Genomic DNA, 22,488 nt, shown 5'->3' on the forward strand with positions numbered 1-22,488 from the left:
ACGTCTCACGGGGGACATGAACCGTATGGCCGATGGAGGATTCACCAAGCTGCCGGGCGGCAGTGTGGTGGTGGCACTGACCCTGCCCCGCCCACTGGGCGACGGCGGCGTCCGCGTCCTCGTGCACGCCGCGAACCGGGCGCGCGCCCTGACCAGGCTGCGCAACCTGGGGCTTCGCGCCGTGTATCTGCGCGGCAACAGCGCGCCACCGACACCCGACGAGGTGACGGCGGTGCTCCACCACCCCGACGGCCTCGTCTGGCGTACGTCCCCGGACATCGGCGGCGAGCTGTGGCACGGCATCGCCGCCCTCCTGCGCCCCGCGGCGACGGCCTGACGCACCCGGACGCACCCGGGGGCGGCCGGGACGCACCCGGCCCCGTCAGGCGCGCCTGACGGGGCCCTGAGCGCCCCCTCAGGCCACCGGCTGCCCGCTCAGATGGACCCCCGCGTCCCGCAGCTCCTCCAGGGCGCGCTCGGTGGTGGCCGGGGCCACCCCCACCGTCAGCCCCAGCAGCACGTGGGTCACGAACCCCTCACGCCGCGCGTCCAGCGCCGTGGCCCGCACGCAGTGGTCCGTGGCGATCCCCACCACGTCCACCTCCGTCACGCCCCGCTCCCGCAGCCACGCCGCCAGCGGCGTGCCGTGCTCGTCGACGCCCTCGAAGCCGCTGTACGCCGCGGCGTACGCGCCCTTGTCGAAGACCGCGTCGATCGCGCCCGAGGCCACCGCGGGCGCGAAATTGGGGTGGAAGCCCACCCCCTCGGTGCCCGCGACGCAGTGCGGCGGCCAGCTGCTCCCGTAGTCCGGGTGCTCGGAGAAGTGATCACCCGGGTCGATGTGGCGATCGCGGCTGGCGACGATGTGGCGGTACCCGGGCGTCGCCTCCCCGATGTAGTCGGTGATCGCGGCGGCGACATCCGCGCCGCCCGTCACCGCGAGGCTTCCGCCTTCACAGAAGTCGTTCTGGATGTCGACGACGATCAGTGCCCGGTGCATCACGCTTGCCTTCCGGCTCGGCCCGTGGTGGTCACAACAGCGGTAGCGCTCACAGCGGCGGTGGACGCCATGGACGTACCCCTTACGCCTGCAAGTACTCCGTCGGCAGCACCGGCTCGCCCCGCGACAGCTGCGTCGCGGACAGCGGCAGCCCCGCCCGCGCCGCCGTATGGCGGTCGCGCGCCGCGTCCAGCGGCTCCCGGGCCACGCTCTCGCCGCCGCGCACCAGCTCGACCAGCAGTTGGCGGTCGGCCAGGGCCTCCGGGACGGGCCCGCTGCCGACCACCTCGGCCTCGGCCACCCCGTCCGCGTCCCGCCGCCGGGCCGCCCACTTGCGGCCGCCGATCGAGGTCTTCGCGCCCATGGACTTCTTCGCCACCGGCACCAGCGGCGCGTCCGGTGCGTCGGACTCGGCGCGGGCGACCAGCTTGTAGACCATCGAGCAGGTCGGATGGCCGCTGCCCGTCACCAGCTGGGTGCCGACCCCGTACGCGTCCACGGGGGCCGCGGCGAGCGAGGCGATCGCGTACTCGTCCAGATCGCTGGTGACCACGATCTTCGTGCCCTTGGCGCCCAGGTCGTCCAGCTGCTGCCGCACCCGGTGGGCGAGCAGCAGCAGGTCGCCGGAGTCGATCCGGACGGCGCCCAGCTCCGTACCCGCGATCTCCACCGCGGCGCGCACGGCCTCGGCGACGTCGAAGGTGTCCACCAGCAGGGTGGTGTCGCTGCCGAGCGAGTCGACCTGGGCGACAAAGGCGTCGCGCTCGCTGTCGTGCAGCAGGGTGAAGGCGTGGGCGCTGGTGCCGACGGTGGGGATGTTGTAGCGGAATCCGGCCGCGAGGTCCGAGGTGGTGGCGAAGCCGCCGACGTACGCGGCCCGGGCGGCGGCCACGGCGGCCAGCTCATGGGTGCGGCGCGCGCCCATCTCGATCAGCGGCCGGCCGCCCGCCGCGACCGACATCCGGGACGCGGCGGCGGCGACCGCGGAGTCGTGATTGAGGATGGAGAGGATCACGGTCTCCAGCAGCACCGCCTCGGCGAAGCTGCCCTCCACCCGCATGATCGGTGAGCCGGGGAAGTAGACCTCACCCTCCGGGTAGCCCCAGATGTCGCCGCGGAACCGGAAGTCGGCGAGCCAGGAGAGCGTCGGCTCGTCCACGATCCGGTGCTGGGCGAGGAAGTCCAGCACGCCGCCGTCGAAGCGGAAGTTCTCGACGGCGTCGAGGACCCGCCCGGTGCCCGCGACGACGCCGTAGCGCCGCCCTTCGGGCAGGCGCCGGGTGAAGACCTCGAAGACCGAGCGGCGGTCGGCGGTGCCGGCCCGCAGCGCGGCCTGCAGCATGGTGAGTTCGTACCGGTCGGTGAACAGCGCAGTCGACGGCACGTCCACCGGCAGTCCCAAGTCCGCAGTGTCCATGTTGATGATGTTACCTCGCATACTCGTCAGAGTGACGAGATCTGGGTGCCGGTTTAGGCGACCAGCCCTACCGGGTGGCAGCATTGGGGGTGTGAGTGTCAGTCCGGTGGAGATCGAACGTCCTGAAGCCAGCGAGGCGCCGATGGAGGTGCCCGAGCCGGACGTTCCCTGGGTGACGGTGGTCCACAACGACCCTGTCAATCTCATGAGCTATGTCACGTACGTGTTCCAGAGCTACTTCGGCTACTCCAAGGACAAGGCGCACAAGCTGATGCTCGACGTTCACCACAAGGGGCGCGCGATCGTCTCCAGCGGCAGCCGCGAGGAGATGGAGCGCGATGTGCAGGCGATGCACGGGTACGGGCTGTGGGCGACGCTCACGCAGGAGCGCTGATGTCAGGACGATTCGAGCCGCTGCCCGGCGGCGGTGCCACCGTGGCCCTGGACCAGGTGGAGATCTCCATCCTGCGCAGCCTCGCCGTGCAGCTCGCGGAGCTGATCGGCCCCGGCGACCAGCCGGCCGGGGCGGAGGACCCGCTGGACGCGCTGTTCGCCGAGGGGCCCACCAAGCCGCCGAGCGACCCGGCGCTGGCCCGGCTGTTCCCGGACGCCTACGGGGCGCCGGACCAGGAGCTGGACCCGGACGCGGAGAAGGAGGCGCGCGCCGCCTCGGCGGAGTTCCGCCGGTACACCGAGAACGACCTGCGGGCCCGCAAGCGCGACGACGCCCTGGCGGTGGTGCGCGACCTGGACTCGCTGTCCACCGGCCGGGCCGCCAAGGACCAGGCGGTGCTGGAGCTGGCCCCGCAGAAGTCCCGGCAGTGGCTCGGTGCCCTCAACGATCTGCGGCTGGCGATCGGCACCCGGCTGGAGGTCACCGACGATGACGACGGCGGCGAGCTGCTGGGGCTCCCCGACTCCGATCCGCGGAAGCCGATGGTGATGGCGTACTTCTGGCTGGGCGGGCTCCAGGAGACGCTCATCGAAACCCTTATGGCATGATCTATTCCGTTTGTGATCGTTGAGCGTTCGTTTAGAGGATGCTCAACTCCGGATAACGATCGCATCACCGCGCCCGCACACTTTGTATTGCGCGACGTTCTTTGTCCTCTTCTTCCTGTGGCGTGCCTCACATTCCGCTGAGTGGATCAGTGCTGCTCTCGTGATAAATCTTCACGATCGCCAGCCGCACAGGGAGAAAGGCACACCACACATGACCTCAGCGGCGCCCGAAGAGGGCTACGAGCGCGGCCTGGGTAGTCGCCAGGTACAGATGATCGCCATCGGCGGTGCCATCGGTGTCGGTCTGTTCATGGGGGCCGGGGCCAACATCGCCAAGGCAGGGCCGAGCATCATACTGATGTACGCCCTCGCGGGCGTCATCATCTTCTTCATCATGCGAGCGCTCGGAGAGCTGCTCCTGTATCGCCCCGTCTCGGGGTCCTTCGCGGAGTACGCCCGCGAGTTCCTCGGTCCGTTCTTCGGTTACGTCACCGGCTGGACCTACTGGCTCATGTGGGTCGTCACCGGCATGGCCGAGCTGACCGCCGCGGCCATCTACATCCACTTCTGGTTCCCGTCGATCCCGCAATGGGTCAGCGCCCTGGTCTTCCTGGTGCTGCTCTTCGGCGTCAACCTGATCTCGGTGAAGATCTTCGGCGAGGTCGAGTTCTGGTTCTCGATGGTCAAGGTCACCGCGATCATCGGCATGATCGTCATCGGCCTCGGCGTACTGACCCTCGGCTTCTCGAACGCCGGTGACACCGCGACCCCCTCCAACCTCTGGTCGCACGGCGGCTTCTTCCCGAACGGTATAGGGGACAGCCTGATGACGCTTCAGGGCGTCATGTTCGCCTACCTCGCCGTCGAGCTGGTCGGCATCACCGCGGGCGAGTCCCAGGACCCCGAGAAGACGCTGCCCAAGGCGATCAACACGCTGCCGTTCCGCATCATCGTCTTCTACGTCGGCGCCCTGCTCGTCATCCTCTCCGTCGTGAAGTGGACCGAGTTCTCCGCCGGCGAGAGCCCCTTCGTGCACGCCTTCTCGGTGATCGGCATCCCCCTGGCGGCGGGCATCGTCAACTTCGTCGTCCTCACCGCGGCCCTGTCCTCCTGCAACTCCGGCATGTACTCCACCGGCCGCATGCTGCGCGACCTGGCCGCCAACAGTGAGGCGCCGAGCGTCTTCGGCAAGCTCAACGCCCGCAAGACCCCGTTCGCCGGTATCGCCCTCTCCGCCTTCCTCATGGGCATCGGCGTGATACTGAACTACACCGTCCCGGACAAGGTCTTCACCTACGTCACCTCGGTCGCCACGGCCGCGGGCATCTGGGCCTGGGCGATGATCCTGATCAGCCACATCCGCTACCGCAAGGCCGTCGTGGCCGGGCGGCTGCCCGCCTCGGCCTTCCCGGCGCCCGGCGGCGCGGTCTTCAGCTGGGTGGCCCTGGTCTTCCTCATCGGCGTCACCGCTCTGATCGCGTACGACCCGGAGACCCGCATCTGTCTGTACGTCGGCGCGGGCTGGGCCGTGATCATGGTGATCGGCTGGTTCGTGCTCAAGAGCCGTAAGCCGGAGGTCACCGACCCGGAGCGCAAGCCCGAGTTCGCCCGGGACTGACGCTTCCGCCCTTCGGGCATATCGTCTCAGCAGGCGGGCTCCGGACCGATGTCCGGAGCCTGCCTCCTATTGTGTCCACCATGCTGACCATCACCCAGGTCCTCCACGACCAGATCGTCGCGCACGCCCGGGCCGACCACCCCGACGAGGCGTGCGGCGTCATCGCGGGCCCGGCCGGAAGCGGCCGTCCCGAGCGGTTCATCCCGATGCTGAACGCGGCCCGTTCTCCCACGTTCTACGAGTTCGACTCGACCGATCTGCTAAAGCTCTACCGCGAGATGGACGACCGTGATGAAGAACCGGTCGTGATCTATCACTCGCACACGGCGACCGAGGCGTACCCCTCCCGTACGGACATCTCCTACGCCAATGAGCCCGGCGCGCACTACGTCCTCGTGTCCACCGCGGATTGCGGCAACGGCGAGGGACCCTTCCAGTTCCGTTCCTTCCGGATCGTCGACGGCGAGGTCACCGAGGAAGAAGTCGAGATCATCCCGGGCTGACCGCTATGTCGTCTCGTATCGCGGATGTTACCCGTCCGTATCGCGGGACACACTTCCGGGGGCCGGATCGGGAATCGATACGATGAGTTCATGGTTTTCGATGACGTGAGCGAGAAGACGCCGGGCATGCTGCTCGTGGCGCGGCTCCACGTCGACCTGTGCCGGCTCGCCAGCGCGATGTGTCCGCGCTGCGCCGAGACCGTCTGAGCGTGCGCCTGTCCGACGCCCCACCCCCCGACGCCCGCCCGAAGCACGCGTCCGAAGCCCTTCGACGACGCCCCGGCCCGATCCGGTCCGGAAGTCCACCCCGCCCTCCCACAGGAGATTGAGAATGGCCATCGAGGTCCGCATCCCGACCATCCTCCGCACCTACACCGACGGCCAGAAGGCGGTCGAGGGCAGCGGGACCACGCTCTCCGAGCTCTTCGCCGACCTGGAGTCCCGGCACACCGGCATCCAGGAGCGCCTGGTCGACGGGGGCGAGCTGCGCCGCTTCGTCAACGTCTACCTGAACGACGAGGACGTCCGCTTCCTCGACGGCATCTCCACCAAGCTCTCGGACGGCGACAACGTGACGATCCTCCCCGCGGTCGCGGGCGGGGCTGCCGGGGCGCAGCCCCGTCCGACTGGGGCGGTGTCCGGGCGACGGGCGGGCATGCGCTGATGCGGTACGACAGCCCCCTGGCAGCGGTCGGCAACACGCCGCTCGTCCGGCTGCCACGGCTCTCGCCCTCCCCGGAGGTCCGGGTCTGGGCGAAGCTGGAGGACCGCAACCCGACCGGCTCGATCAAGGACCGCCCCGCGCTCCACATGATCGAACAGGCCGAGAAGGACGGCCGGTTGACGCCCGGCTGCACCATCCTGGAGCCGACCTCCGGCAACACCGGCATTTCGCTCGCCATGGCGGCCAAGCTCAAGGGCTACCGCATCGTCTGCGTCATGCCGGAGAACACCAGCGAGGAGCGGCGCCAGCTGCTCGCCATGTGGGGCGCGGAGATCATCTCCTCGCCCGCCGCCGGCGGCTCCAACACCGCCGTCCGGGTAGCCAAGGAACTGAGTGCCGAGCACCCCGACTGGGTGATGCTCTACCAGTACGGGAACCCGGACAATACGGGCGCCCACTATGCCACCACCGGCCCCGAGATCCTGGCCGACCTGCCCTCCGTCACCCACTTCGTCGCGGGTCTCGGCACCACCGGCACCCTGATGGGCGTCGGCCGCTTCCTGCGCGAGAACAAGCCCGATGTGCGGATCGTCGCCGCGGAGCCGCGCTACGACGACGTCGTATACGGGCTGCGCAACCTGGATGAGGGCTTCGTCCCCGAGCTGTACGACGAGTCCGTTCTGACCACCCGCTTCTCCGTCGGCTCCGAGGACGCGGTGGCCCGTACCCGTGAACTCCTCGCCGAGGAGGGCATCTTCGCGGGCGTCTCCACCGGCGCCGCCCTGCACGCCGCCCTCGGCGTCGCCCGCAAGGCGGTCACCGCGGGCGAGAGCGCCGACATCGTCTTCGTCGTCGCCGACGGCGGCTGGAAGTACCTGTCGACCGGCGTCTACACCGCGGCCACCACCGAGGAGGCGGTCGAGACCCTGCACGGCCAGCTCTGGGCGTAGGACGCCGCTCCGGCCGCCTTGGGCCTGACGGCCCGGGCGCGGGGCATACGCGGGTACACGGGGGCTCCGTCCTGGTGATTCCGCCCACAACGCGAGCCTGTGGAGGAGCTGCCAGGGCTTTAGCGCCTTACGCTCGTGGGCACCCCGTATGACCCCGCACCCGCCGCCTCGCCCATGGCCCTCGGCATGGGGACCCTCCAAGGAGGTTCCTGCTCCATGAAGCTCACCGTCGTCGGATGCTCGGGGTCGTTCCCGTCCGCGGAATCGGCCTGCTCGAGCTACCTCGTAGAGGCCGACGGCTTCCGGCTGCTCCTCGACATGGGCAACGGCGCCCTTGGCGAGCTGCAGCGCCACTGCGGTCTCTACGACCTCGACGCCGTGATCCTCTCCCACCTCCACCCCGACCACTGCATCGACATGTGCGCCTACTTCGTCGCGCGCTACTACCGGCACGACGGAGGCCGTGCCGAGGCGATCCCGGTCTACGGGCCCGAGGACACCGAACGCCGACTGGTCCAGGCGTACGACGACGTGCCCGACGAAAAGTCGATGCAGGAGGTCTTCGACTTCCGCACTCTCACCCCGGGCGCCTTCGAACTGGGCCCCTTCACGATCCGCACCGCCCGGGTCTGCCACCCCGTGGAGGCCTTCGGCTTCCGCATCGAGCACGGCGGCCGCGCCCTGGTCTACTCCGGTGACACCGGCCCCTGCGAGGCCCTGACCGACCTGGCCCGGGGTGCCGACCTCTTCCTCTGCGAGGCGGCCTTCACCCACGGCAAGGAAGACATCCCGGAGCTGCACCTCAACGGCCGCCAGGCCGGTGAGCACGCGCAGGCCGCGGGGGCCGGCGCCCTGGTCCTCACCCACATCCCCCCGTGGACCGACCCGCACCTGAACCAGCGCGACGCCGAGGCCGTCTTCGACGGCCCGGTGACCCTGGCGCGCGCGGGCGCCGTCTACGAGGTGTGAGCGCCTCACGTCCTGAAACGCGAACGGGCCGGATCTGCCTCCGCAGATCCGGCCCGTTCCGTATGCCCTACTTCTTCGTGGCGCTCGTCGCGGCCGCGGCGTCGTCGAGGGAGTCCTCCGGTTCTCGGCCCGGCGTCGGGATGTTGAACTTCGTGATCACGAAGCGGAACACCACGTAGTACACGACGGCGAACGCCAGCCCGATCGGGATGATCATCCAGGCCTGCTCGCTGTGCGACCACCCCAGCAGATAGTCGAAGAGCCCGCCCGAGAACGTGAAGCCGCTGCGTATCCCGAGCGCCCAGGTCAGCGCCATGGACACGCCCGTGAGCACGGCGTGGATCCCGTACAGCACCGGCGCGATGAACATGAACGAGAACTCGATCGGCTCCGTCACCCCGGTCACGAAGGCGGTCAGCGAGACCGAGAGCATCATGCCCATCACGGCCTTGCGGCGCTCCGGGCGCGCGCAGTGCGCGATCGCCAGACCGGCCGCGGGGAGGGCGAACATCATGATCGGGAAGAAGCCGGTCATGAACATTCCGGCCGACGGGTCGTCGTGGAAGTAGCGCGCGATGTCGCCGTGCCAGGTCTGGCCGCCGGAGGAGAAGTCGCCGAACTGGAACCAGGCGAACGAGTTCAGCAGCATGTGCATGCCGACGGGGATCAGCAGCCGGTTGACCACGCCGAAGATGCCGGAGCCGATGGCGCCGTTGGCCGAAAGCCACTCGGAGAAGCTGTTGAGACCGTCACCGATCGGCCCCCACAGATAGCCGAAGACGACGCCGTACAGCACGCCCGCGAACGACATCAGGATCGGGATGAAGCGGCGGCCGCTGAAGAAACCCAGCCAGTCCGGCAGCCGGGTGCGGTGGTACTTCTCCCACAGCACGGCGGCGGTGATGCCGACCACGATGCCGCCCAGCACGCCCGGGTCCTGCGGCTTGCCGGTGACGTCGCTGACGAAGCCGGTCAGCACGTTCTTGTAGACGAGGAATCCGACCAGGGCCGCGAACGCCGTCGTGCCGTCGGACTTCTTCGCGAAGCCGATGGCGACGCCGAGGCAGAACAGCAGGGCCAGGTTGTCGAAGAGCGCGCCGCCCGCGTGGGCGAAGATCTCCGCGAGTTTGTTCCAGCCGAGCCCCGCCTTGCCGAAGACGTCATCCTGGCCCAGTCGGCTCAGGATGCCCGCGGCGGGCAGGGCGGCGACGGGCAGCTGGAGACTGCGTCCGATCTTCTGCATACCCTTGATCAGACCGGCGCCCCGCTTCTGGGCGGGGGCCGCCGGGGCGGTGGCCGTACTCATCGGATTCCTCCTGGTGAGGCGGGCGCTCAGGGAACTCGGGACGGCCCGCGATATGGTCTACACCACATGTGGTGTAGACCTGTTGTAGCACGTGAGGATCAGATAAAGGAATCGTTCGTTCCGATGTGGTCTGAGCCACTGACGATCCTGCGCGGCCGGGCCCACGTGGTTACCGTAGGAAGGCCGTTCATCCGGTATCCCGACTTCCGGTATCCCGAAGGGCCGAGACAACAGGACAACACAGGACAGCTCAGGACAACAGGGAGTGGACATGGCCAGCAAGGCTGAGAAGATCGTCGCGGGGCTCGGCGGCATCGACAACATCGTCGAGGTCGAAGGCTGCATCACCCGCCTCCGTACCGAGGTCAAGGACCCCTCCCTGGTCGACGAGGCCGCCCTGAAGGCCACCGGCGCCCATGGCGTGGTGAAGATGGGCAGCGCGATCCAGGTCGTCATCGGCACCGACGCGGACCCCATCGCCGCCGAGATAGAAGACCTGATGTAAGCACGCTTCTCAGGCGAACCGGCCAACGACCCCGGCCTGAAGCCGCCCGGCCCCGCTCCTCACCGGACCGGGGCCCTCCGTGTTGCCGATAGGCTCATCCCATGTCTCGTATCGACGGCCGTACGCCCGACCAGCTCCGCCCCGTGACCATCGAACGCGGATGGAGCAAGCACGCCGAGGGCTCCGTCCTCGTCTCCTTCGGCGACACCCGCGTCCTGTGCACCGCGAGCGTCACCGAGGGCGTCCCTCGCTGGCGCAAGGGCAGCGGCGAGGGCTGGGTCACCGCCGAGTACGCGATGCTCCCGCGCGCCACCAACACCCGCGGCGACCGCGAGTCCGTCCGCGGCAAGATCGGCGGCCGCACCCACGAGATCTCCCGCCTCATCGGCCGCTCGCTGCGCGCCGTCATCGACTTCAAGGCCCTCGGCGAGAACACCGTCGTCCTCGACTGCGACGTCCTCCAGGCCGACGGCGGCACCCGCACCGCCGCCATCACCGGCGCCTATGTCGCCCTCGCCGACGCGATCACCTGGGCCCAGGGCAAGAAGCTGATCAAGGCAGGCCGGCAGCCGCTCACCGGGACCGTCTCGGCCGTCAGCGTCGGCATCGTCGGCGGCGTCCCGCTGCTCGACCTGTGCTACGAGGAAGACGTACGGGCCGAAACCGACATGAACGTCGTCTGCACCGGCGACGGCCGCTTCGTCGAGGTCCAGGGCACCGCGGAGGGCGAGCCCTTCGCCCGCGACGAGCTGAACAGCCTGCTCGACCTCGCCGTCGGCGGCTGCGTCGAGCTGGCGGGCAACCAGCGGGCGGCCCTCGGCGTGTAATCAGATGACGGGCGCGCGCGAACCTGCGCGCGCCCGCATCCGATACCAGGGGGAGAACCACCCATGACGCCGCGCCAGGCCCGCCACCGTTTCGCCACCGCCACCACGCTCGCCGCCGTCGCCCTCCTGGCGCCGCTCACCACCGGCTGCGGGGCGGTGGAGAAGGCCCTCGACTGCGGCCGGCTCGCGGTCGAGATATCCAACGACGTGGACAACCTCACGGACGCCGTCTCCGGCGCCGCCACCGACCCCACCGAGGCCGACAAGGTCCTCGACGCCCTCGACAAGGACATCGACAAGGTCGGCGACCGCACCGACAACACGGATGTCGACAAGGCCCTGGGCGACCTCCGGAAGGCCGTGGACAACGTCCAGACCTCCGTCGACAGCGGCAAGCACCCCGACCTGACCCCGGTCAAGGACGCCACCACCGAACTGACCAACGTCTGCACGCCCTGATCTAATCGGCAGCTATGGAGCAACAGCACCCCGCAGCGGCGGACAGCGCACACCCCCGCCGCCTGATCCTGGCCACCCGCAACGCGTACAAGATCACCGAGCTGCGCTCGATCCTCGGCGAAGCCGGGCTCGACGTCGAACTCGTCGGCGCCGACGAGTATCCGGAGGTCCCGGACGTCAAGGAGACCGGCGTCTCCTTCGCCGAGAACGCCCTCCTCAAGGCCCACGCCCTGGCCCAGGCCACCGGCCACCCGGCCATCGCCGACGACTCGGGGCTCTGCGTCGACGTCCTGGGCGGCTCCCCAGGCATCTTCTCCGCCCGCTGGTCCGGCCGCCACGGCGACGACCGCGCCAACCTCGACCTGCTGCTCGCCCAGCTCCGCGACGTCCCCGACGAGCACCGCACCGCCCACTTCGAATGCGCCGCGGCCCTCGCCCTCCCCGACGGCACCGAACGCGTCGTCTCCGGCCGCCTCACCGGCACCCTCCGCCACGAGCCCACCGGCGGCGGCGGTTTCGGCTACGACCCGATCCTCCAGCCCCACGGCGACACCCGCACCTGCGCCGAACTCAGCCCGGACGAGAAGAACGCCATCAGCCACCGCGGCCAGGCGTTCCGGGCGATGGCACCGGTGGTGCGTGAGCTGTTGGGGTGAACGACGCGAAGGCGCGGCACCAGGACTGGTGCCGCGCCTTCAGCGATGGGCCCGGTGGGACTCGAACCCACGACGTACCGGATCTAAACCGGCATCCTCTTGCCAGCTGGGATACGGGCCCGCGAGCGCAACTTTACTGCGTGTTGCCTCCCTGACGCCAAGTGGCGGTACGGCGCGGACCCCGGCGCGAGAAGGTCCTCGTCTGGCTGTGGCAGGAAGGGCACAGATACCGAAGATTCCCGAGGCGATTGTCCAGCCAGTCGCCGTTGATGTGGTCGATCTCCAGGACGAGCCGTCGGCCCTGCCACGAGTCCCCGATGCCGCAGGTGGCACAGACCCGGGGCACTCCGGTCTCGTCGAGCGCACGCCGGAGTAAGGCGGTCTTCTGCCGGGGAGAGCCGGGCTCACCTCGCTGAAGAATGTCGGCGGCGGACTTGCGGTGGGGCGACCGTTTGCCGCGCTGATGACCTTGCCCGACGAAATGGGCCGTGGAGATGCCGTGCTCATGGATGCTGCGCCGGACGAAGGTGCGGCCTGCCCCTCCGTTGGGGCGGCCCAGGGCGCGCAGCACGCCCGCCAGGCTGTACGACTCGGCAACAGCCTTGAGTAGATCATCGCGTGGAATGGGCGCTTGGCCGTGACGGCGGGTGAAGTGCGAAGTGTCGATGCCGAACTGCGCCAGCTTCTTCCGGAGATGGGCGTAGGCGCTGTCGTACGGGGGGACGCCCATGTAGTCGAGCATCTCCCGAATGCCTTGTGTCCGGGTGGCGGCCTCTTCCAGGAGCTCCCTCGTGTACGCGAAGGGCTTGCGCGGAGGAAGCGGCTCTTCGACGAAGTGGGACGTGTCGATGCCGTAGTGCCTCAGGCGGGTGCGCAGATATCTGCGCGGGCCGCTTCCGAGGGGCATGGCAAGCCGCCGCATCATGTCCACGAGACTTGTGGACGCAGCGGCGACTTGGGCCAGCACATCGCGGGGGTACCTGTACCGATCGCTCACCGGGTCGCACGTCGCTTCCGGCCACGGTATGTGTCGGTCACCGCATGGCAGTTGGGGCACAGCAGACGCAGATTGCCGGGACGGTTGTCCCACCAGTCGCCGTTGATGTGGTCGACTTCGTGGCGCAACGGCTTCCCGTTCCACTCCTGACCCGTCCCGCACATCGCGCACACCTCCGGAATGCCACGTCGGACGAGTTCCTTCCGAAGCTGGTCTCCAGGGGTTCTGCCGTCCGAAGGCGACCCGAGAGTCAGGCGATCACCGGCCGGTTTCCTGGGGCGCTGAGGCGCACGGGCCGAGAAGTGCGACGTGTCGATGCCGAACCGGGTGATGCGCCGGCCGATATGGGCCTGATTGCCGCCCACGGGGCTGATCCCCAGGCGACGAACGACCTCGGCAACGCTGCTCGAACATGCCACGACCTCGCGAAGTGTCGTCTCGCTGTGGCGTTCTCGCGATGTACGGAGGTGTGAGGCGTCGATGCCCGCTTCGGCGAACTTGTGACGGAGATAGCGCCTGCTCCCAGTGGTCGGTTCGCCACCGCACTGTCGTATGGCTTCGTCGATGGTCTTCGCCGTGCGCGCGGCTTCGGCGAGCCGTTCGTAGGTGTATCTGGCGGGCATTCCGCTCCCTCCCCCTGCGACCACATGTCGCACCATCGCACTGAGTAACGAATCACTCGCCCAACGGTTACGCGCGGGCCCTCGCACTGAGGAGTTCGATCGCCCTGACTGTCGGGAACTCTCGCTCTTGCTCTTGGGCCGATCCCTCGTGCATGACTGTCACGGGCTGCCCATGTCCGCTGTTGCCCGCACACCGGAGGGGCCTCCACGCCTGCACGGGCGCGTGCCCGTAGGCCCTGACCGACCCCGGACGGCTCCGTGAGGCTCTGGTGCGGGCGATCGCGGTTGAGCTCGTCGAGGGGCGACGCCCCGGTGAGGGCTCCGGTCTGCGCCCGTTGCCAAACGACCACCAGGCAGCCGGTCGTGGTCGCGCGCGGGCACGGCGCGATGGCGGGCGTACGTCTGCCCCGACTGCGCCCCAACCTGGAGCACCGGAGTCATGCCCGTCCCAGAGTCGAGCGGTCTTAACTCGCCGCTTTATCGATTGTGGGTTGGAGGGCTACCGGAGATCCTGGGCTCATGAGACCTGGATTACGTCGCATGGCCGGCGTAGCAAGTGTGCTGGTCGGTATCACTGTCGCGCTCTGGCTGGTCTTCGGCCCTCCCCAGGACTGGGAGGGCGGCATGAGGTGGCTCCGTCATGGCCTGGCCTTGGGATCCCTGGGAGTGATCATCCTGGCCGCCCGGCTGATATTTCCTACCGCTGAGGAAGACGCGGCGGACACGGCGTCCGGCTAGGTCGGCCGAACGACCTTGGCTGGGAAATACGTTGGGCGAGTGACCACGTCCCCAGAAGTCCCGTGTCAACGCTTCGCGAAAAGTGGCCCTCTGGCAGTCTCCGAAAAATGACCCCCAGTTGTGTGAGGCTCCGGTCCAGGTCCGGAGACGTTGATCGTCAGTGGCGGATGCCAGAATCCGTGGCATGCCAGACGCTGACTACTTCTCTGCCGCCGATGATGAGTCCGCCGTTGCCGTGATCGAGGCTGGCGGACCGGTCCGTGCAGGGTTGGACGTGATCTTCCTTAAGGACATCGATCCGGTCGATGCCATCGCCCAGGCCGAAGCAGTGATGACCGGCTGCAGTTATGAAGAGGCAAGCCAGCGCCCGAGGGTGGGGCAGCTTCTGTCCTCTGAGGACGTCGACAGCCCGTTCGTCTTGACCGTGTCGGACACGCTGTGCGATGTCCTGGTCTCCGCCTCCGGGGACGACCTTGTGGCCGCGGCCGCGGCTTGGTCTGCGACCGGCGGGGTCGTCGGACTCGATGCGGCGACTGCAGCGGTGGTCCTGGAGGCCCTGGTCGGCCTGGCCAGACGGGCTCGCGCCGCGGACTTGCGCCTTTACTGCTGGTGGACGCTGTGACGGCTCACTCCCGTCCGGCCCGGTCTTTGGCCAGCAGCTCGCGTCGGGCCGGGGTCCGGTAGGAGTCGCCGGTGAGCGTGAGGACCTCGGCGTGGTGGACCAGGCGGTCGATCATCGCGGCTGCGACGACGTCGTCCGAGAAGGTCTCTCCCCAGCGCCCGAAGGGCAGGTTCGAGGTCACCATCACGGAGCCCTGCTCGTAACACGAGGCTATGAGCTGAAAGAACAGGTTCGCGGCGTCCTGGTCGAACGGGATGTAGCCCACCTCGTCAATAATGATCAACTTGTAGCGGCGGATCTTCTTCAGCTCCAACTCCAGTCGGCCGGAGTGGTGAGCCTCGGCGAGACGGGAGATCCAGTTGCTGGCGGTGTCGAACAGGACCGAGTAGCGCCAGCGCTGGCGGGGGCACGGTCTACGCCTGTCCGGGCGCGTGCGCCGCCAGCTTCCCCGAGCAACGCGACCCGTTCGAGAGGACCCTTCCTGCCCGCGATGTCGCCGTCAGGCGGCAGGGATGACGCGGGGCGACACGGACGGCGTACGAGGTGTGGGCGTGCGCCGCGCCTGCGGCGAGGCCACACCTTGGGGCCGGTTCCTCGGCCATGCCGTGGACTGCGCCGACTGCCGGGCGGGGCGGCGGTGCGCCGTCGGGAACGGGCACGCGGTGCGGGAGGCCCGCCGCGCCCCCATGACCGGTTGCTCAAGCGGTGCCTCGGGCCTGCTGTCGCGGCTCACCGGCTGACGCCGCCGTTGATGTCGGACGTGGAGGTCGAACGCCCCGGACCATGATCGGTCCGGGGCGTGGAGAGCGGTGGTCAGAGGCCCAGGTCCTTGATGATCTTGGCTACGTGGCCGGTGGCCTTGACGTTGTAGAGGGCGCGCTCGACCTTGCCCTGTTCGTCGACGATGACGGTGGAGCGGATGACGCCGGTGACCGTCTTGCCGTAGAGCTTCTTCTCGCCGAAGGCGCCGTACGCCTCCAGGGTCTCCTTGGAGGGGTCGGCGAGGAGGGTGACCTTGAGGGATTCCTGGTCGCGGAACTTGGCGAGCTTCTCCGGCTTGTCAGGGGAGATGCCGATGACGTCGTAGCCGTGGCCGGTGAGGAATTCGAGCTGGTCGGTGAAGTCGCAGGCCTGCTTGGTGCAGCCGGGGGTGAGGGCGGCGGGGTAGAAGTAGATGATGACCTTGCGGCCCGCGTGGTCGGCGAGCGAGACCTGCTTGCCGTCCGCGTCGGGGAGGGTGAAGGCGGGGGCGGTGTCGCCGGGCTGCAGTCGCTCGCTCATGGTCGGTGCTCCTCGTGGCTTCGGGTGTCCGGTAACGGCTGGCGTTAGATGACGACATTAGCCAGCGTTTTCGCCGGGGGTGCCGTGGGGCGGGCGAGGAGGGAAACTGACAGACTGTCCATCAGGAATCATCGGGACTGATCGAGACTGACGGAGGCAGCGCGGTGTCGGATGCCAGGACCCCTGCTCAGATCGAGGCGGACATCGCCCGGAGGCGGCAGGAGCTCGCCGTGACGCTCGACGAGATCGGGGTGCGGGTGCATCCGAAGACGATCATGGGCGATGCCAAGGCGAAGGCGGCGTCGGCCGTGGACCGGACGGCGGGGCGGGCGTATGTGTCCGCGAACCGGATGGTCACCAATGTGCGCGGCCAGCTGGTCACCGAGGACGGGGCGCCGCGGATGGAGCGGATCGTTCCGGTCGCGCTGGTCGTGGCGGGGCTGGTCGGGCTGCTGGCGATGTCCTCGCGCGGCGGTGGCGGCAAGGGCAAGGGCTGCAAGCGCCGGAGGTAGGCACGGGCACGGGGTTCTACGGGCAACGGGTTCTAGGGTCTTCCCTGCGGCCCTGGGGCACCGGTACGCCGTTCGGGCGGGTACGGTCATGACCGTGAGTGCGAAGACGTCCCATGACAAGCTGCCCATCCGGATGCTGCACGACCGCGTGCTGGTCCGTACCGACATTCCGGAGGGTGAGCGCCGGTCCACCGGCGGTATCGTCATCCCCGCGACCGCGGCGGTCGGCAGGCGGCTGGCCTGGGCCGAGGTGGTCGCGGTCGGGCAGAACGTGCGGACCGTGGAGCCGGGCGACCGGGTGCTCTACGACCCGGAGGACCGCGCCGAGGTGGAGGTCCGCGGGGTCGCCTACGTACTGATGCGCGAGCGCGATCTGCATGCCGTCGCCGCCGAGCGGCTGGAGGGCACGGAGGACTCTACGGGGTTGTACCTGTAGGAGCAGAGGTAAGAAGAGGGTGGTGACGGGGTTCCGTCACCACCCTCTGCCGTGTCCGACGGGGCTCAGCCGCTCAGCCGCCGTTCCAGCCGCCGTTGTCCCCGCCCGGGTCACCGGGGCCGGTGGGGCCGCCGTCGGTCGGCGGGCCGGTCGGGAAGTCCGTGGGCGGGGTCTGCGGGGGCTCCTCGGTGGGTTCGGTCGGCGGGTCGAACGTCGGGAACGTCGGGGCCTCGGTCGGGGCCGTGGGCTCCGTGCTGGGCGGTGTGGTGGGGATCGGCGGGGCGGACGTCGGGGCCTCGGTCGGGGGCGTGGGCAGATCGGGCGTGTCGAGGCCGTCCTCGAGCTTCAGGTCGAAGTCGGCCGGGGGCTTCCCGTCCAGCGCCCCGGAGACGTAGTCCGCCCAGATCTCGGCGGGGTAGCCGCCGCCGTTGATCCGGTCCAGCCCGGTGGCCCCGTACAGCGGCTTCTGGACGCCGGTGTTCGAGTCCTGGCCCATGACGGCCACGACGGTCGCCAGGTCCGGGGTGTAGCCCGCGAACCAGGCCGCCTTGTCCTCCTCGGCGGTGCCGGTCTTGCCGGCCGCCGGGCGCTCGGCGCCCTGGGCCGCGGTGCCGGTGCCGCCGTCGACCACGCTCTGCAGTATCGAGGTGGTGGTGTCCGCGGCGGTCCGGGGGATGGCCTGCCGCTCCTCCCGGTCCGGCAGCTTGACCTGGGCCCCGTCCTTGGTGACCTCCGCGACCAGGCTGTACTGCCCGTGCCGGCCGTGGTTGGCGAGGGTCGCGTACGCCTCGGTCATGTCGAGCACGCTGGCGGTGGCGGGGCCGAGCGCGATGGAGGGGGAGGCGTGCAGGTCGGGGGTGTTCTTGGGGATGCCGAGGTCGACGGCGGTCCGCTTGACCTTGGCGGGGCCGACGTCCTCGGCCATCTGCGCGTACACCGAGTTCACGGAGTTGTCGGTGGCCGTGGTGACGTCGATGTCGCCGTAGTCGACGTCGTCCTCGTTGGCGGGGGAGTAGCCGGTGGGGCCGTCCGGCCCGATCACCTCGCGCTTGTTGTCGCCGTTGTAGAGGGTGTCCGGGGTGATCGTCTGGCCGTCCTGGGTGGTGGATTCGTTGGCCACCGCCGAGGTGAAGACGAATGGCTTGAAAGTGGATCCCACTTGGTAGTCACGGCGCGTCGCGTTGTTGACGAACTGCTTGGTGTAGTCGATTCCGCCGTAGAGGGCGACGACCTTCCCGGTCTTGGGGTCGATCGACGCGCCGCCCGCCCGGACGTAGCGGTCGACCTTGCGGTCGTTGCTGAGCTTGCTCATCAGCCGGTCGCGGACGGCCTCGGTGAACGCGTCCTGCTTGCTCTTGTCGATCGTGGTGGTGATCCGGTAGCCGCCCCGGGCCAGGGTCTGTTCGTCGATGATGCCGTTGCTGGTGAGGTAGTCCTCGACCGCTTCGACCAGATAGCCGCGCTGCCCGGACATGCCGGAGGGGGCCTTGGCCTCGGTGGGCTCAGGGAAGGTCATCTTCGCGCGCTCGGCGCGGCTGAGCCAGTGCTTCTTGACCATGCCGTCGAGGACGTAGTTCCAGCGCGCCTCGGCCCGCGCCTTGTTCTGCGGGTGGGCGATGATGTCGTACGCGCTGGGGGCGTTGAGCAGGGTGGCCAGGTAGGCGCTCTGGGCCGTGTTCAGCTCGTCGATGTTCTTGCCGTAGTACGCCTGGGCGGCGGCCTGGATGCCGTAGGCGTTGCGGCCGAAGTAGCTGGTGTTGAGGTAGCCCTCGAGGATCTTGTCCTTGCTCACCTCGCGATCCAGCTTGATCGCGATGAAGAACTCCTTGGCCTTGCGGGTGACCGTCTGCTCCTGGTCCAGGTAGTAGTTCTTCACGTACTGCTGGGTGATCGTCGAGCCGGACTGCTTGCCCTTGCCGGTGGCGGTGTTCCAGGCGGCCCGGACCATCGCCTCGGGGTTGATCGCGGACTCGGTGTGGAAGTCCCGGTCCTCGGCGGCGAGCACCGCGTGCTGGGTCCGCTTGGGCACCTGGCTGAGCTGCACGTTCTCCCGGTTGACCTTGCCCTCGCGGGCGAGCGGGGAGCCGTCGGAGTACAGGAAGACATTGCTCTGGGCGATGGCGGCCTTGTTGGCCGCGGGGATGTCGACGAGCAGATAGCCGGTGACCAGGGCGCCCGCGACGAGCAGGAGGAACAGCAGCGAGCCGCCGAGCCACATCCGCCAGGTGGGGAGCAGCCGGCGCCAGCCGGTGCGCCGGGGGCGGCCCTTTCTGCCCGTGGTGCCGCCGCTGCCGGAGCCGTTGCGGCTGCGCGGGTCGCCCACGCCGGCCGCGCCGCCGTGGATCACTTGGGGCTCGTCGCTCATGTCTCCTGAGACTCCTCGGCCGCCGTCGAGGGTTGCGCCGCGGCGGAATCGTGCACGGTCGGGCGATTCGCGTCGTACGCCCCATAAAACACTGTCGCATCATCCGCTCCGGGCCAGGGGCGTGGCACGCACCCGTGACTGGTCTGTGACCGGCCGAATGAGTGATTCCCCTCACACCATCCGGTGAAAAATGGTTGGCAGTGTCACCTTCCCGCGGATTAGGCTCCCAAGCTTTGGTGCCGTGTGGACGGGGGAGGGGGACGGGCTGATGCGGCTCTACGCGGCCGTCGCGCTGAGCGGCTTCAAACGCTACGCGACGTACCGAGTGGCCACCGTGGCCGGGGTGTTCACCAACACCGTTTTCGGCTTCATCGTCGCGTACACGTACGCCGCGCTGTGGGACGAACGGCCGCATCTGGGCGGGTACGACCTTTCCCAGGCCCTCACGTTCGTCTGGTTGGGTCAGGCGCTGCTGGCGACCGTCGCGCTGTTCGGCGGCGGCTTCCAGGACGAGCTTCAGGAGCGGATTCGGTCCGGTGACATCGCCGTCGACCTCTACCGCCCGGTCGACCTGCAGCTGTGGTGGCTGGCCTCGGATCTCGGCCGGGCCGCGTTCCAGCTGCTGGGGCGCGGCATCGTGCCCATGGTGTGCGGCGCGCTGGCCTTCGAACTGACCCTCCCCGGCTCCCCGTTGACGTGGCTGTGGTTCCTGCTGTCGGTGGTGCTCGCGGTGTGTGTGGGGTTCGCGGTGCGCTATCTGGTCGCGCTCGCCGCCTTCTGGCTGCTGGACGGGTCGGGGCTGAGCCTGATGAGCGGGCTCCTGTGCATGTTCTTCTCGGGGATGGTGCTGCCGCTGAACGTGTTCCCTGGGCGGCTCGGCGCGATCGCCGGGGCGCTGCCGTGGGCGGCGATGCTCCAGGTGCCCGCGGACGTCTTCCTGGGGCACCGCAGTGGCGCCGCGGTGGCGGGGGCGCTGGGCTTCCAGGCGGGGTGGGCGGTGGTGCTGTTCGCGGCCGGGCGGGCGCTCCAGTCGGTCGCGACCCGGAAGGTGGTGGTCCAGGGTGGCTGAGTCCGGGGTGGCTGAGTCGAAGGTGGCTGAGTCCGGAGTGGCCGAGTCCGGAGTGGCTGAGTCCGGGGTGGCTGAGTCCGGCGCCCGCTCCCGGGCGTACCAGGGGCTGCGCGCCTATGTGCTGATCGTCGGGATGTGGGTGCGCTCCACGATGGCGTACCGCACCTCGTTCCTGATCATGGCGTTCGGGAACTTCGCCGTGAACGCGCTGGACTTCGTCGCGATCGCGCTGATGTTCTCGCACATCGACACGCTCGGCGGCTTCACCCTCGTCGAGGTCGCCTTCCTGTACGGCACGTCCAGCACCGCCTTCGGGCTGGCCGATCTGGCGCTCGGCAGCATGGAGCGGGTCGGGCGGCGCATCCGCGACGGCACGCTGGACACCCTGCTGGTGCGGCCGGTGCCGATCCTCGCCCAGGTCGCCGCCGACCGCTTCGCGCTGCGCCGGCTGGGCCGGATCAGCCAGGGGGCGCTGCTGCTCGGCTGGTCGCTGACGCGGCTGGACATCGGCTGGACGGCCGACCGGGTGCTGCTGGTGCCGTTGATGCTGCTGAGCGGGGCGGTGATCTTCGGGTCGGTGTTCGTGCTCGGCGGGGCCTTCCAGTTCTGGGCCAAGGACGCCTCCGAGGTGCAGAACTCGTTCACGTACGGCGGGACGACGATGCTCCAGTACCCGCCGACGCTCTTCGCCGAGGAGCTGCTACGCGGCGTCACGTTTGTGATCCCGCTGGCCTTCGTCAACTGGCTGCCCGCGCTGTACGTCCTGGGTCGCCCGAACCCGCTGGGGCTGCCCGGCTGGATCGGCTTCGCCGCGCCGCTGGTCGCGCTCGGCTGTGCGGCGGTCGCGGGGCTGGCGTGGCGGGCGGGGCTGCGGGCGTATCAGAGCACGGGGAGCTGAGGAGGGCGCAATGGATGACTTCATCGAACTCGACGCGGTCGAGAAGGTGTTCGAGGTGCGGCGCCGGGCCGGGCTGTTGCGCCGGGAGCGGCGCGAGGTGCGCGCGGTGGACGGCATCAGCTTCCGGGTGCCGCGCGGTGAGATGGTCGGCTACATCGGCCCGAACGGCGCCGGGAAGTCGACCACGATCAAGATGCTGACCGGGATCCTGGTGCCCAGCGGCGGGCGGTTGCGGGTCGCCGGGATCGATCCGTCACGGGAGCGGACGCGGCTCGCGCGCCGCATCGGGGTGGTCTTCGGGCAGCGGACCACCCTGTGGTGGGACCTGCCGCTGCGCGACTCGTACGCGCTGGTGCGGCGGATGTACCGGATCCCCGACGACCGGTACCGGCGGAACCTGGACCGCTGTGTCGAACTGCTGGACCTCGGCGACCTGCTGGACGTGCCGGTCCGTCAGCTCTCGCTCGGCCAGCGGATGCGCGGCGACATCGCGGCCGCCCTGCTGCACGACCCCGAGGTGCTGTACCTGGACGAGCCGACGATCGGTCTTGACGTGGTCAGCAAGGCGAAGGTGCGGGGCTTCCTGCGCGAGGTGAACGCGGAGCGCGGCACCACCGTGTTGCTGACCACCCACGACCTGACCGATATCGAACAACTGTGCAAGCGGGTGATGGTCATCGACCATGGCCGGCTGGTGTACGACGGCGGGCTGGACGGGCTGCACGCGGTGGGCGGGAGCGAACGCACCCTGGTGGTGGACCTGGAGCGGGAGCTGCCGCCGATCGACGTCCCCGGCGCGCGGACCGTGCGGGTCGAGGGGCCGCGGCAGTGGCTGGCGTTCCCGGCCGCCGCCAGTGCGGCGCCCCTCGTCGCGGCGGTCGCCGACGGATATCCGCTGGTGGATCTGTCGGTGCGGGAGCCGGAGATCGAGGACGTCATCGCCCGCATGCTGTTCCCCGGCGAGGACCCCGGCGAGGACCCCGGCGAGGACCCCGGCGAAGACCCCGGCAGAGCGCCGGAGGGGGGCGCGGCGCGGGGGGCCGCCAGGGCGGTCGGTCCGCATTAGTCTGT

General features: G+C 69.3%; 29 protein-coding genes and 1 tRNA gene. 21 read left to right on the forward strand and 9 right to left on the reverse strand.

The genetic code is table 11. The annotated features are described in order from the left end of the window. The first annotated feature begins 25 nt into the window (after positions 1-25). Positions 26-337 (forward strand): hypothetical protein, encoded by a 312-nt coding sequence (locus ACH4SI_RS38885; protein WP_398304613.1) that lies wholly within the window; start codon positions 26-28, stop codon positions 335-337. Between the two features lie 78 nt (positions 338-415). On the opposite strand, the gene ACH4SI_RS38890 is transcribed toward ACH4SI_RS38885, so the two are convergent. Together ACH4SI_RS38890 and ACH4SI_RS38895 are read right to left on the reverse strand one after the other, a co-directional pair. Further along, on the reverse strand, positions 416-1,000 hold the full coding sequence (locus ACH4SI_RS38890; RefSeq protein ID WP_398304616.1) for a nicotinamidase: 585 nt from the start codon (positions 998-1,000) through the stop codon (positions 416-418). An 82-nt stretch (positions 1,001-1,082) separates the two neighbouring features. Beyond that, the gene (locus ACH4SI_RS38895) at positions 1,083-2,417 is read right to left on the reverse strand and encodes a nicotinate phosphoribosyltransferase (RefSeq protein ID WP_398304619.1); all 1,335 of its coding nucleotides are present in this window, start codon (positions 2,415-2,417) and stop codon (positions 1,083-1,085) included. Positions 2,418-2,499: 82 nt separating this feature from the next. Here ACH4SI_RS38895 and clpS point away from each other — a divergent pair, with 82 nt between their 5' ends. The 8 genes from clpS to ACH4SI_RS38935 all read left to right on the forward strand — a co-directional run bounded on the left by clpS (position 2,500) and on the right by ACH4SI_RS38935 (position 8,123). After that, positions 2,500-2,811 carry an ATP-dependent Clp protease adapter ClpS gene (gene clpS / locus ACH4SI_RS38900; RefSeq protein ID WP_063735273.1) on the forward strand — a complete coding sequence of 104 codons (312 nt, stop codon included), beginning with the start codon at positions 2,500-2,502 and terminating at the stop codon, positions 2,809-2,811. Next, a complete protein-coding gene (locus ACH4SI_RS38905) occupies positions 2,811-3,419 on the forward strand; it encodes a DUF2017 domain-containing protein (protein WP_398304622.1) in 609 nt (202 codons plus the stop codon). The genes clpS and ACH4SI_RS38905 overlap by 1 nt, the downstream gene beginning before the upstream one ends. A gap of 211 nt (positions 3,420-3,630) precedes the next feature. Then, a complete protein-coding gene (locus ACH4SI_RS38910) occupies positions 3,631-5,037 on the forward strand; it encodes an amino acid permease (RefSeq protein ID WP_398304625.1) in 1,407 nt (468 codons plus the stop codon). 80 nt (positions 5,038-5,117) lie between these two features. After that, positions 5,118-5,540 (forward strand): Mov34/MPN/PAD-1 family protein, encoded by a 423-nt coding sequence (locus tag ACH4SI_RS38915; RefSeq protein ID WP_398304629.1) that lies wholly within the window; start codon positions 5,118-5,120, stop codon positions 5,538-5,540. 90 nt (positions 5,541-5,630) lie between these two features. Beyond that, positions 5,631-5,747 carry a putative leader peptide gene (locus tag ACH4SI_RS38920; RefSeq protein ID WP_398304632.1) on the forward strand — a complete coding sequence of 39 codons (117 nt, stop codon included), beginning with the start codon at positions 5,631-5,633 and terminating at the stop codon, positions 5,745-5,747. Positions 5,748-5,871: 124 nt separating this feature from the next. Continuing rightward, positions 5,872-6,204 (forward strand): MoaD/ThiS family protein, encoded by a 333-nt coding sequence (locus tag ACH4SI_RS38925; protein ID WP_398304635.1) that lies wholly within the window; start codon positions 5,872-5,874, stop codon positions 6,202-6,204. Further along, on the forward strand, positions 6,204-7,154 hold the full coding sequence (locus tag ACH4SI_RS38930) for a PLP-dependent cysteine synthase family protein (protein WP_398304638.1): 951 nt from the start codon (positions 6,204-6,206) through the stop codon (positions 7,152-7,154). Before ACH4SI_RS38925 ends, ACH4SI_RS38930 begins: the two co-directional genes overlap by 1 nt. Before the next feature lie 216 nt (positions 7,155-7,370). Further along, positions 7,371-8,123, forward strand: a complete 753-nt coding sequence (locus ACH4SI_RS38935; protein WP_398304641.1) for an MBL fold metallo-hydrolase — start codon at positions 7,371-7,373, stop codon at positions 8,121-8,123. A gap of 67 nt (positions 8,124-8,190) precedes the next feature. Here ACH4SI_RS38935 and ACH4SI_RS38940 read toward each other — a convergent pair whose 3' ends face one another. After that, positions 8,191-9,429: a PTS transporter subunit EIIC gene (locus ACH4SI_RS38940; RefSeq protein WP_398304644.1), complete on the reverse strand. Its 1,239-nt coding sequence runs from the start codon at positions 9,427-9,429 to the stop codon at positions 8,191-8,193. 211 nt (positions 9,430-9,640) lie between these two features. Between ACH4SI_RS38940 and ACH4SI_RS38945 the strand changes: the two genes are divergently transcribed. The 4 genes from ACH4SI_RS38945 to rdgB all read left to right on the forward strand — a co-directional run bounded on the left by ACH4SI_RS38945 (position 9,641) and on the right by rdgB (position 11,876). Then, positions 9,641-9,934 carry a glucose PTS transporter subunit EIIB gene (locus ACH4SI_RS38945; RefSeq protein WP_078510412.1) on the forward strand — a complete coding sequence of 98 codons (294 nt, stop codon included), beginning with the start codon at positions 9,641-9,643 and terminating at the stop codon, positions 9,932-9,934. Between the two features lie 101 nt (positions 9,935-10,035). Continuing rightward, the gene (gene rph / locus ACH4SI_RS38950) at positions 10,036-10,761 is read left to right on the forward strand and encodes a ribonuclease PH (protein ID WP_398304648.1); all 726 of its coding nucleotides are present in this window, start codon (positions 10,036-10,038) and stop codon (positions 10,759-10,761) included. A 63-nt stretch (positions 10,762-10,824) separates the two neighbouring features. Next, positions 10,825-11,220 (forward strand): hypothetical protein, encoded by a 396-nt coding sequence (locus ACH4SI_RS38955; protein WP_398304651.1) that lies wholly within the window; start codon positions 10,825-10,827, stop codon positions 11,218-11,220. Between the two features lie 14 nt (positions 11,221-11,234). Then, positions 11,235-11,876, forward strand: coding sequence for an RdgB/HAM1 family non-canonical purine NTP pyrophosphatase (rdgB, locus tag ACH4SI_RS38960; RefSeq protein ID WP_398304654.1), 642 nt, complete (start codon positions 11,235-11,237; stop codon positions 11,874-11,876). 46 nt (positions 11,877-11,922) lie between these two features. Here rdgB and ACH4SI_RS38965 read toward each other — a convergent pair. The 3 genes from ACH4SI_RS38965 to ACH4SI_RS38975 all read right to left on the reverse strand — a co-directional run bounded on the left by ACH4SI_RS38965 (position 11,923) and on the right by ACH4SI_RS38975 (position 13,496). After that, positions 11,923-11,997: transfer RNA gene (locus ACH4SI_RS38965), tRNA-Leu, on the reverse strand. 12 nt (positions 11,998-12,009) lie between these two features. Continuing rightward, on the reverse strand, positions 12,010-12,801 hold the full coding sequence (locus ACH4SI_RS38970; protein ID WP_398304657.1) for an HNH endonuclease: 792 nt from the start codon (positions 12,799-12,801) through the stop codon (positions 12,010-12,012). Between the two features lie 68 nt (positions 12,802-12,869). Next, positions 12,870-13,496: an HNH endonuclease gene (locus tag ACH4SI_RS38975; RefSeq protein WP_398304660.1), complete on the reverse strand. Its 627-nt coding sequence runs from the start codon at positions 13,494-13,496 to the stop codon at positions 12,870-12,872. Positions 13,497-14,036: 540 nt separating this feature from the next. Here ACH4SI_RS38975 and ACH4SI_RS38980 point away from each other — a divergent pair. Then, positions 14,037-14,234 carry a hypothetical protein gene (locus ACH4SI_RS38980; RefSeq protein WP_398304663.1) on the forward strand — a complete coding sequence of 66 codons (198 nt, stop codon included), beginning with the start codon at positions 14,037-14,039 and terminating at the stop codon, positions 14,232-14,234. A gap of 184 nt (positions 14,235-14,418) precedes the next feature. Next, positions 14,419-14,856 (forward strand): hypothetical protein, encoded by a 438-nt coding sequence (locus ACH4SI_RS38985; RefSeq protein WP_398304666.1) that lies wholly within the window; start codon positions 14,419-14,421, stop codon positions 14,854-14,856. Positions 14,857-14,860: 4 nt separating this feature from the next. On the opposite strand, the gene ACH4SI_RS38990 is transcribed toward ACH4SI_RS38985, so the two are convergent. Beyond that, a complete protein-coding gene (locus ACH4SI_RS38990; protein ID WP_398304888.1) occupies positions 14,861-15,235 on the reverse strand; it encodes an ATP-binding protein in 375 nt (124 codons plus the stop codon). Positions 15,236-15,368: 133 nt separating this feature from the next. Between ACH4SI_RS38990 and ACH4SI_RS38995 the strand changes: the two genes are divergently transcribed. Further along, on the forward strand, positions 15,369-15,596 hold the full coding sequence (locus ACH4SI_RS38995) for a hypothetical protein (RefSeq protein ID WP_398304669.1): 228 nt from the start codon (positions 15,369-15,371) through the stop codon (positions 15,594-15,596). Between the two features lie 73 nt (positions 15,597-15,669). Here the strand turns inward: ACH4SI_RS38995 and bcp are convergent, their stop codons facing one another. After that, positions 15,670-16,137: a thioredoxin-dependent thiol peroxidase gene (gene bcp, locus ACH4SI_RS39000; protein WP_398304672.1), complete on the reverse strand. Its 468-nt coding sequence runs from the start codon at positions 16,135-16,137 to the stop codon at positions 15,670-15,672. Between the two features lie 164 nt (positions 16,138-16,301). Here bcp and ACH4SI_RS39005 point away from each other — a divergent pair, with 164 nt between their 5' ends. Beyond that, complete coding sequence (locus tag ACH4SI_RS39005; RefSeq protein ID WP_398304675.1) at positions 16,302-16,649, forward strand: DUF3618 domain-containing protein; 348 nt, start codon at positions 16,302-16,304, stop codon at positions 16,647-16,649. 88 nt (positions 16,650-16,737) lie between these two features. Further along, entirely contained in the window at positions 16,738-17,085 is a 348-nt protein-coding gene (locus tag ACH4SI_RS39010; protein ID WP_398304678.1) for a GroES family chaperonin, read from the forward strand. Between the two features lie 73 nt (positions 17,086-17,158). Here ACH4SI_RS39010 and ACH4SI_RS39015 read toward each other — a convergent pair whose 3' ends face one another. Beyond that, on the reverse strand, positions 17,159-19,450 hold the full coding sequence (locus tag ACH4SI_RS39015) for a transglycosylase domain-containing protein (RefSeq protein WP_398304682.1): 2,292 nt from the start codon (positions 19,448-19,450) through the stop codon (positions 17,159-17,161). Between the two features lie 268 nt (positions 19,451-19,718). Between ACH4SI_RS39015 and ACH4SI_RS39020 the strand changes: the two genes are divergently transcribed. The 3 genes from ACH4SI_RS39020 (at position 19,719) to ACH4SI_RS39030 (ending at position 22,483) form a co-directional block, all read left to right on the forward strand. After that, positions 19,719-20,519, forward strand: a complete 801-nt coding sequence (locus ACH4SI_RS39020) for an ABC transporter permease (RefSeq protein WP_398304891.1) — start codon at positions 19,719-19,721, stop codon at positions 20,517-20,519. A 133-nt stretch (positions 20,520-20,652) separates the two neighbouring features. Continuing rightward, positions 20,653-21,417 carry an ABC transporter permease gene (locus ACH4SI_RS39025; RefSeq protein ID WP_398304894.1) on the forward strand — a complete coding sequence of 255 codons (765 nt, stop codon included), beginning with the start codon at positions 20,653-20,655 and terminating at the stop codon, positions 21,415-21,417. Positions 21,418-21,427: 10 nt separating this feature from the next. Next, positions 21,428-22,483, forward strand: a complete 1,056-nt coding sequence (locus tag ACH4SI_RS39030; protein WP_398304685.1) for an ATP-binding cassette domain-containing protein — start codon at positions 21,428-21,430, stop codon at positions 22,481-22,483. Positions 22,484-22,488: the final 5 nt, after the last annotated feature.

The sequence above is a fragment of the Streptomyces sp. NPDC021212 genome (genome assembly GCF_044332925.1).
Classification (GTDB): Bacteria; Actinomycetota; Actinomycetes; order Streptomycetales; family Streptomycetaceae; genus Streptomyces.